This is a genomic window from Salinimicrobium marinum, from assembly GCF_014651535.1.
GTDB classification, from domain to species: domain Bacteria; phylum Bacteroidota; class Bacteroidia; order Flavobacteriales; family Flavobacteriaceae; genus Salinimicrobium; species Salinimicrobium marinum.
The window spans coordinates 50,415-58,131 of sequence record NZ_BMXB01000022.1 but is presented as its reverse complement, the minus strand read 5'-3'; the positions used below and the strand labels follow the sequence as shown (position 1 = coordinate 58,131).

The following is a 7,717-nucleotide window of genomic DNA, read 5'->3' as shown; positions in this document are numbered from 1 at the left end:
TACTTCATTTCCTGCAGCATCGGTTGCTGTGTAAGTAACGGTAGTTTCTCCCAGTGGGAAAACTTCTCCTGAAGCTAAACCTTCATTCATTTCTACAGTTACACCATCACAATTATCAGTGGCAGTTGGTAGTTCGTATTCCACAGTTGCAGAACAAGAATCGACATCCACATTCTGAGTAATATTGGCCACTGAAGTAATTTCAGGAGCTTCGTTATCATTTACGGTTACAGTAAAGCTGCAGGTTGCAGTGTTTCCTGAAGCATCTTCTACCTTGAAAGTAACAGTAGTAGTTCCCACTTCGAAAACTTCTCCTGATTCCGGACCGGCAATCTGGGTTACAGTTACGTCCCCTGAGTTATCAAAACCTTCGGGAGTGGTGAATTCTACCACCGCGCCACAGATTCCGGCATCAACATTTACGTTGATTGGAGCAGGACACTCAAGCGTTGGATCTTCATCATCCGTGATAGTCACATCAAAGCTACAGGTAGCAGTGTTTCCGGCTGCATCAGTTACCACGAAAGTATTGGTAGTGGTTCCTAATATGAATTCACTTCCTGAAGCTAATCCGGTAGTTTGTTCAACAGTGAACTCGCAGTTATCAGAAGCTACAGGAGCATCGTAAGTTACAACTGCAGTTGTTCCACCGGAAACTACAGTGTCAAAAATGTCATTTACACAAACAATTTCCGGAGCGATATTATCAACTACAGTTACCGTGAAAGTAGTAGTTACTTCGTTTCCTTCAGCATCGGTTGCAGTGTAAGTCACTGTGGTTTTTCCTAGCGGGAAAACTTCTCCTGAAGTTAAACCTTCAGTTAATGTCACAGTTACACCATCACAATTATCAGTGGCAGTTGGTAGTTCATATTCCACAGTTGCAGAACATGAATCTACATCTACATTCTGAGTGATATTGGCCACTGAAGTTATCTCAGGAGCTTCATTATCATTTACAGTCACGGTAAAGCTACAGGTTGCAGTGTTTCCTGAAGCATCTTCCACCTGGAAAGTCACAGTAGTAGTTCCCACAGGGAAAACTTCTCCTGACACCGGACCGGCAATTTGAGTTACAGTTACATAACCTGAGTTATCAAAACCTTCCGGAGTTGTGAATTCCACAACCGCGCCGCATGTTTCTGCATCAACGTTTACGTCAATGTTCTCAGGACATGAAATCGTTGGATCTTCATTATCGTTGATGATTACGTCAAAGCTACAGGTAGCGCTGTTTCCGGCATCATCAGTCACAACAAAGGTGTTTGTAGTAGTTCCCAATGGGAATTCAGATCCTGAAGGAAGTCCGGCAGTTTGTTCAAGAGTATAAGTACAATTGTCTGCAGCTACTACTTCGTAAGTTACTGTTGCAGAAGTTCTATTCTCACTAACTGGCTTAGAAATATCACCAGGACAAACGATGGTTGGATCAATGTTGTCAACCACAGTCACAGTGAAAGTAGTAGTTACAGTATTTCCTGCAGCATCGGTAGCAGTATAAGTCACAGTGGTTTCCCCAAGTGGGAAAACTTCTCCTGAAGTTAAGCCTTCAGTTAAAATTACTTCAACCCCTTCACAATTATCAGTGGCAGTTGGTAGTTCATATTCCACAGTTGCAGAACATGAATCCACATCTACATTTTGAGTAATGTTTGAAACTGAAGTGATTTCAGGATCCTCATTATCAGTTACTGTTACATCAAAGCTACAGGTTACAGTGTTTCCGGCAGTGTCTTCCACCTGGAAAGTCACAGTCGTAACTCCCACAGGGAAAACTTCACCTGAAACCGGACCGGCAATTTGCGTTACAGTTACATCTCCTGAATTGTCATCACCTTCTGGAGTTGTAAATTCTACAACTGCGCCGCAGATTCCTGCATCAACATTTAGATTAATAGGAGCAGGGCAGGTTATAGTTGGATCTTCATCATCGGTGATGGTTACATCAAAGCTACAGGTAGCAGTGTTTCCAGCAGGATCGGTCACCACGAAAGTATTAGTAGTAGTTCCCAATGGGAATTCACTTCCTGAAGGAAGTCCGGCAGTTTGTTCAACGGTGAACTCGCAGTTATCAGAAGCTACAGGAGCCTCGTAATTTACAACTGCAGTGGTTCCACCGGAAACTACAGTGTCAAAAATGTCATTTGGACAAACAATTTCCGGAGCAATATTATCAACTACAGTTACAGTGAAAGTAGTAGTTACTTCGTTTCCTGCAGCATCGGTTGCAATGTAGGTCACTGTGGTTTCACCAAGTGGGAATTCACTTCCTGAAGCTAAGCCTTCAGTTAAAATTACTTCAACCCCTTCACAATTATCGGTTGCAGTTGGCAGTTCATATTCCACAGTTGCAGAACATGAATCCACATCTACATTTTGAGTAATGTTTGAAACTGAAGTGATTTCAGGATCCTCATTATCAGTTACTTTTACATCAAAGCTACAGGTTACAGTATTTCCGGAAGCATCTTCCACCTGGAAAGTTACAGTAGTAGTTCCGACAGGGAAAACTTCCCCTGACACCGAACCTGCGATCAGGGTTACAGTTACGTCACCTGAATTATCAAAACCTTTGGGAGTATCAAACTCCACAACAGCACCACAAATTCCTGCATCGACATTAACGTTGATTGGAGCAGGGCAGGTGATGGTTGGATCTTCATCATCGGTGATGATTACATCAAAGCTACAGGTAGCAGTGTTTCCGGCAGCATCGGTCACTACAAATGTGTTGGTAGTGGTTCCTAATGGGAATTCAGATCCTGAAGCTAAACCTTCAGTTTGTTCAACAGTGAACTCGCAATTGTCTTGAGCGGTTAGCTCGTAAGTTACGATGGCAGATGTTCCATTCTCTCCAACAGGCTGAGAAATATCACCAGGACAAACGATGGTTGGATCAATGTTGTCAACCACAGTCACGGTGAAAGTAGTAGTTACAGTATTTCCTGCAGCATCGGTAGCAGTATAAGTCACAGTGGTTTCCCCAAGTGGGAAAACTTCTCCTGAAGTTAAGCCTTCAGTTAAAGTAACTTCAACTCCTTCACAATTATCGGTGGCAGTCGGTAGTTCGTATTCCACAGTTGCAGAACAAGAATCGACATCCACATTCTGCGTGATATTGGCCACTGAAGTAATTTCAGGAGCTTCATTGTCATTTACAGTTACTTCAAAGCTACAGGTTGCAGTGTTTCCGGCAGTGTCTTCCACCTGGAAAGTCACAGTCGTAACTCCCACTGGGAAAACTTCACCTGATTCCGGACCGGCAATCTGGGTTAAAGTTACGTCCCCTGAGTTATCAAAACCTTCCGGAGTTGTAAATTCTACCACCGCGCCACAGATTCCGGCATCAACATTTACGTCAATGTTTTCAGGACAAGTTAATGTTGGATCTTCATCATCGGTGATGGTCACATCAAAGCTACAGGTAGCAGTGTTTCCGGCAGTATCGGTTACTACAAAAGTATTGGTAGTAGTTCCCAATGGGAATTCAGATCCTGAAGCAAGTCCGGCAGTTTGTTCAACAGTAAACTCGCAATTGTCTGCAGCTACTACTTCGTAAGTGACGGTTGCAGTAGTTCCATTTTCACTAACAGGCTGAGAAATATCATTTGGACAAGAGATTTCCGGAGCGATATTATCAACCACAGTTACAGTGAAAGTAGTAGTTACAGTATTTCCGGCAGCATCAGTCGCTGTGTAAGTCACAGTAGTTTCTCCCAGTGGGAAAACTTCTCCTGAAGTAAATCCTTCAGTTAAAATTACTTCAACCCCTTCACAATTATCGGTTGCCGTTGGTAGTTCGTATTCCACAGTTGCAGAACATGAATCTACATCTACATTCTGAGTGATGTTAGCACCTGAAGTAATTTCCGGAGCTTCATTGTCGTTTACAGTTACGGTATAGCTACAAGTTGCAGTGTTACCTGAAGCGTCTTCCGCCTGGAAAGTTACAGTCGTAGTTCCCACAGGGAAAACTTCTCCTGACACCGGACCTGCAATTTGAGTTACAGTTACATCATCTGAATTGTCAGCACCTTCCGGAGTTGTGAATTCTACAACAGCGCCGCAGATTCCAGCATCAACATTTACGTCAATGTTCTCAGGACAAGTTATAGTTGGATCTTCATCATCGGTGATGGTCACATCAAAGCTACAGGTAGCAGTGTTTGCTGCAGCATCGGTCACTACAAAAGTGTTAGTAGTGGTTCCTAATGGGAACTCAGAACCTGAAGCAAGTCCGGCAGTTTGTTCAACTGTGAACTCACAATTATCGGAAGCAACAGGAGCGTCGTATGTAACCACGGCTGTAGTTCCATTTTCTCCTACGGTCTCAGAAATGTCATTTGGACAAGTAATTTCAGGAACGACAGTGTCTTTAATAATTACTTTTTGAACCGCGGTGGTTTGGTTTCCGCTCTTGTCGGTAAAGGTCCAGGTAATAAAATAATTACCTTGTTCTGTAAAAGAAACAGCATCAGTAGTGGTCGCTGTAATTTCTCCGTCACAATTATCTATGGTTAAAGGCGCTGCAACTTCCGCCGCACATTGTGCCGTGATTTCTTCTAAAGAAATGTCCTCAGGAGAGGTGACATCTTTTACTTTGATTACCTGTTGTACATCAACACTACCACATTCAGAAGCTATTCTGAAAGTTCTGGTGATTACAGCAGGAAAGGTCTGATCAAGTTTGTCCCGATATTGGATTTTTTGAATATCCTTTTCCGAGGCAATCGTACCTCCCAGATTTTCGAAAGAATTTTTGGTGATGGTAGTGAATTGAGTTGAAAAGCCCGGAACTGAGGAACTGCTGAACTCTGTGCCACAACCTTCAATTTCTATATTTTCCGGTGAAGTAACTTCCGGTTTTGAGAAAACTGTTACGGTAATGGAAGTTTTGTTAGGGCTTATACAGCTTGAGGACTCTCCTTCGGCAACATAATAGGTGAATTCCCCGGCTTCTTCAGTAGAAGGAGTAATAGAGGTTTGAGGAGTTCCATTTTCAGAAGTATAATAGAAAAGCGAATAGTTTGAAAGGCTAGGCGTGGCCTTAAGGGCAGCGGCCTCTTCACCTACACAGTACTCAACATCTGGTGCATTGGGAACAGAAGTTATCTCATTTACAACGATGTTGAATGATATAAAACAGTTCTCAGACCTCGGTAAAACTGCATAAAACTGTCCCGAAGAATTTGGGAAAGGATTGTTAACAGAGTATTCCGTAGAACTTGTAGTGACTGGATTTTCATTATAAAATCGTGTTCCGGCAGGAAATGCAGAATTTATACTGGAAACCGGAATTCCATTTCCGATGTTACAGAAAACAAACTCCCTTTCATTTGGAGTATTACCACAATTTTTTGCAATAAAATCTTCGGCGTCTATGGCTACACCCAAAGTTTCGGAAATAGGTTGTCCCTGGCAGAAACCATCTTCAGTATATCCCTGTATGAGATCAACATTTTGAAAAGCAGTACCACTAATTTTCCCTTTTCCGCTGATGCTTCCTTTAAAGGAAATATTTGCACCATCTCCACAGCTGGAGTTTTTTAAAATGGTACAATCTTCGGTAACTTTGAAACTAACCCGCAAATCGGCAAGGATATTATTAGTATTATCAGAATCAGGTAATGTTCCGATATTCCAGACAAGGGAACCTGTAGCTCCAAGGGAAGGATCATAGGTAATCTGATTCGGGGCAGGAGCAGGAGAGAAGTAAATATTTTTTTCTGCGGAATTTGTTATATACTCTACATTGTAAGGAACCGGAATTACAAGTTTTGCATTTTCTATAGGTTCTGTCCCTTTATTTTTTATGTCTATTTTATAGGTGATTTCATTGCCTGGTAATGCCGAATACGGCTGAGAAACAGGATCATTTCCAATACTAAAAATGGAGCTTATTCCTTCAACTTCGGGAGCATAGGCATCCACCGACATGACCATGTTGAAAATAACATACGTATCCTGCGTCGATCCATACCTAAATCTGGCGGACGTCTGATTATTTTTAATTACCGAATTGTTTGGGTTCGGTATATTAAACATGCTGATATCGAGGCCGGTGTTGTTTTTAAGGTTTGGTAGCCTTTTACCTTCTGTCTTTATAGAGGAATTAAAAAAATTATTTTGGGAATTCTGACTGTGGTTTAGATCAATCCATGAAGAATTATCCTGATTTCTAATTTGAAAATAATCTCCGGAAATACCTTTGTCGCCTTCCCCGGCCATCATTCCCAGTTTCATGTTTACCGGACCTTCTTTGGCAGTATTAAATCCTGAAACCGGAATTTGAAATGAAGCGGTTTTATTTCCTTCTACATAGGCATATCCATCAAAAACAGTTACATCCCTTAGGTTCATCATCTCATTTTCATAGATAACCACCAATCCCCAGCCTCCGTAAAAACCTGTGACTCCGCCGTTTCCAGTAGAAACTTCTATGTCTGCTACCCAATATTCCCCTGTTCCTCCGGTTTTTACCTCGTCAGTGACTTCTGCATAGGCCGCATACATGTTATCATCTCCCGGAAAAAGAATGTCTGCTGAATTTGCGGTAATCGTTTTATAAGAACCTTTAGGAGTTTTAAATTTAACCGATTGTTTATTGGAATCCTCTATCTTGTTCTTTGTTCTTCCTGTCCAGTATAAACCGGCATATATAATTTTTGAACATCCTGGATCGGCATCATTTTCAGAAGAAAATGTAAGTTCGGCCATAGATGAATTAGTTGTGGAGGTAGAGTTATCTTCATCCACATGTTGCATCTGGTTATTACTATTGTTGGTATTCTCCCCATAATTCACGAGCGTCATGTTGGTATTCCCAATCATGGTGAAATCTCCATTGATATTGTAAATTTTTTTGTTGGAAGAATATTGCGAAGTCCGTTGATTGAAATTCTTTCTTACCTGTGCATCTGTATGTTGAATTCCTCCCAGTATGAAAATTAATAGGAGGAAAAATGAGCTTGTAAATGTAACCGATAAGGACTGAAAGTAGTTTTGTTTCATAATGCTAAATTGACCGGCAGGAATATTATTCAGGAGTAGCGATGATATAGAAAACCAAAATGTCCTCCAGATTTGAGAAAAGATTTTGAATGGCCGTTGAGTTGCAGTCAAAAGAACATTCTATGAGGATATATTTCAGGCTGCGGAATGCAGTAAGAGTAGCAGCATCAATAGTAGCATTAAGATCTGCGGCTTTGTTTATTTTAATCGTCAATAACTTAACCGCATTATAATTTTGATTGGTTGTTTGCAGGAGTGTGTAATTGGCCGCGTGAAATTCTGCTTTTACGGGAGCTTCCTGGCCAAAAGTTTTAATCTCTGCATCACTTATGAAAACAGTTGGATGAATATCGTACACCAGGGAATTGATCTCTTCAGATTCATTTAGAGTAAAAGTTTCGCTGTAATTATCCGGTGACTGGATAAGATCGTTTAAATGGATCACCTTATTTTGCGCAAAGGAATTGGCAGGTGAGAAAAGGAACAGGTTTAGAATTCCTATAATGCAGGTTAATTTAATGTTCATAATAGTATATTGAGAGTTGTTTTTCCGACTACTTATACGAGAAGTGGATTCACTATTTGATGGACCTGCAGGGGAATAAGTCCGGCCGATAAGGAAATAGAGTTTTTTAGCTTTTTCGGAAGTGGTTTTTACGGTTCATAATTCGATTAAAGGGCAACTTAAAATATGAATTGTGAAGTA

2 protein-coding genes are annotated in these 7,717 nt (G+C 41.2%); both read right to left on the bottom strand.

Translation table 11 applies throughout. The annotated features are described in order from the left end of the window. Positions 1 to 7,011: HYR domain-containing protein (locus tag IE056_RS17245; protein ID WP_189606232.1), on the bottom strand; the 7,011-nt coding region annotated here is incomplete at its 3' end. A 25-nt stretch (positions 7,012 to 7,036) separates the two neighbouring features. Next, complete coding sequence (locus tag IE056_RS17240) at positions 7,037 to 7,537, bottom strand: hypothetical protein (RefSeq protein ID WP_189606231.1); 501 nt, start codon at positions 7,535 to 7,537, stop codon at positions 7,037 to 7,039. Between the last annotated feature and the right edge of the window lie 180 nt (positions 7,538 to 7,717).

Bases quoted from the DNA above. Each gene is read 5' to 3' on its own strand.
- IE056_RS17240 (WP_189606231.1), bottom strand. From the start codon at position 7,537: ATGAACATTAAATTAACCTGCATTATAGGAATTCTAAACCTGTTCCTT.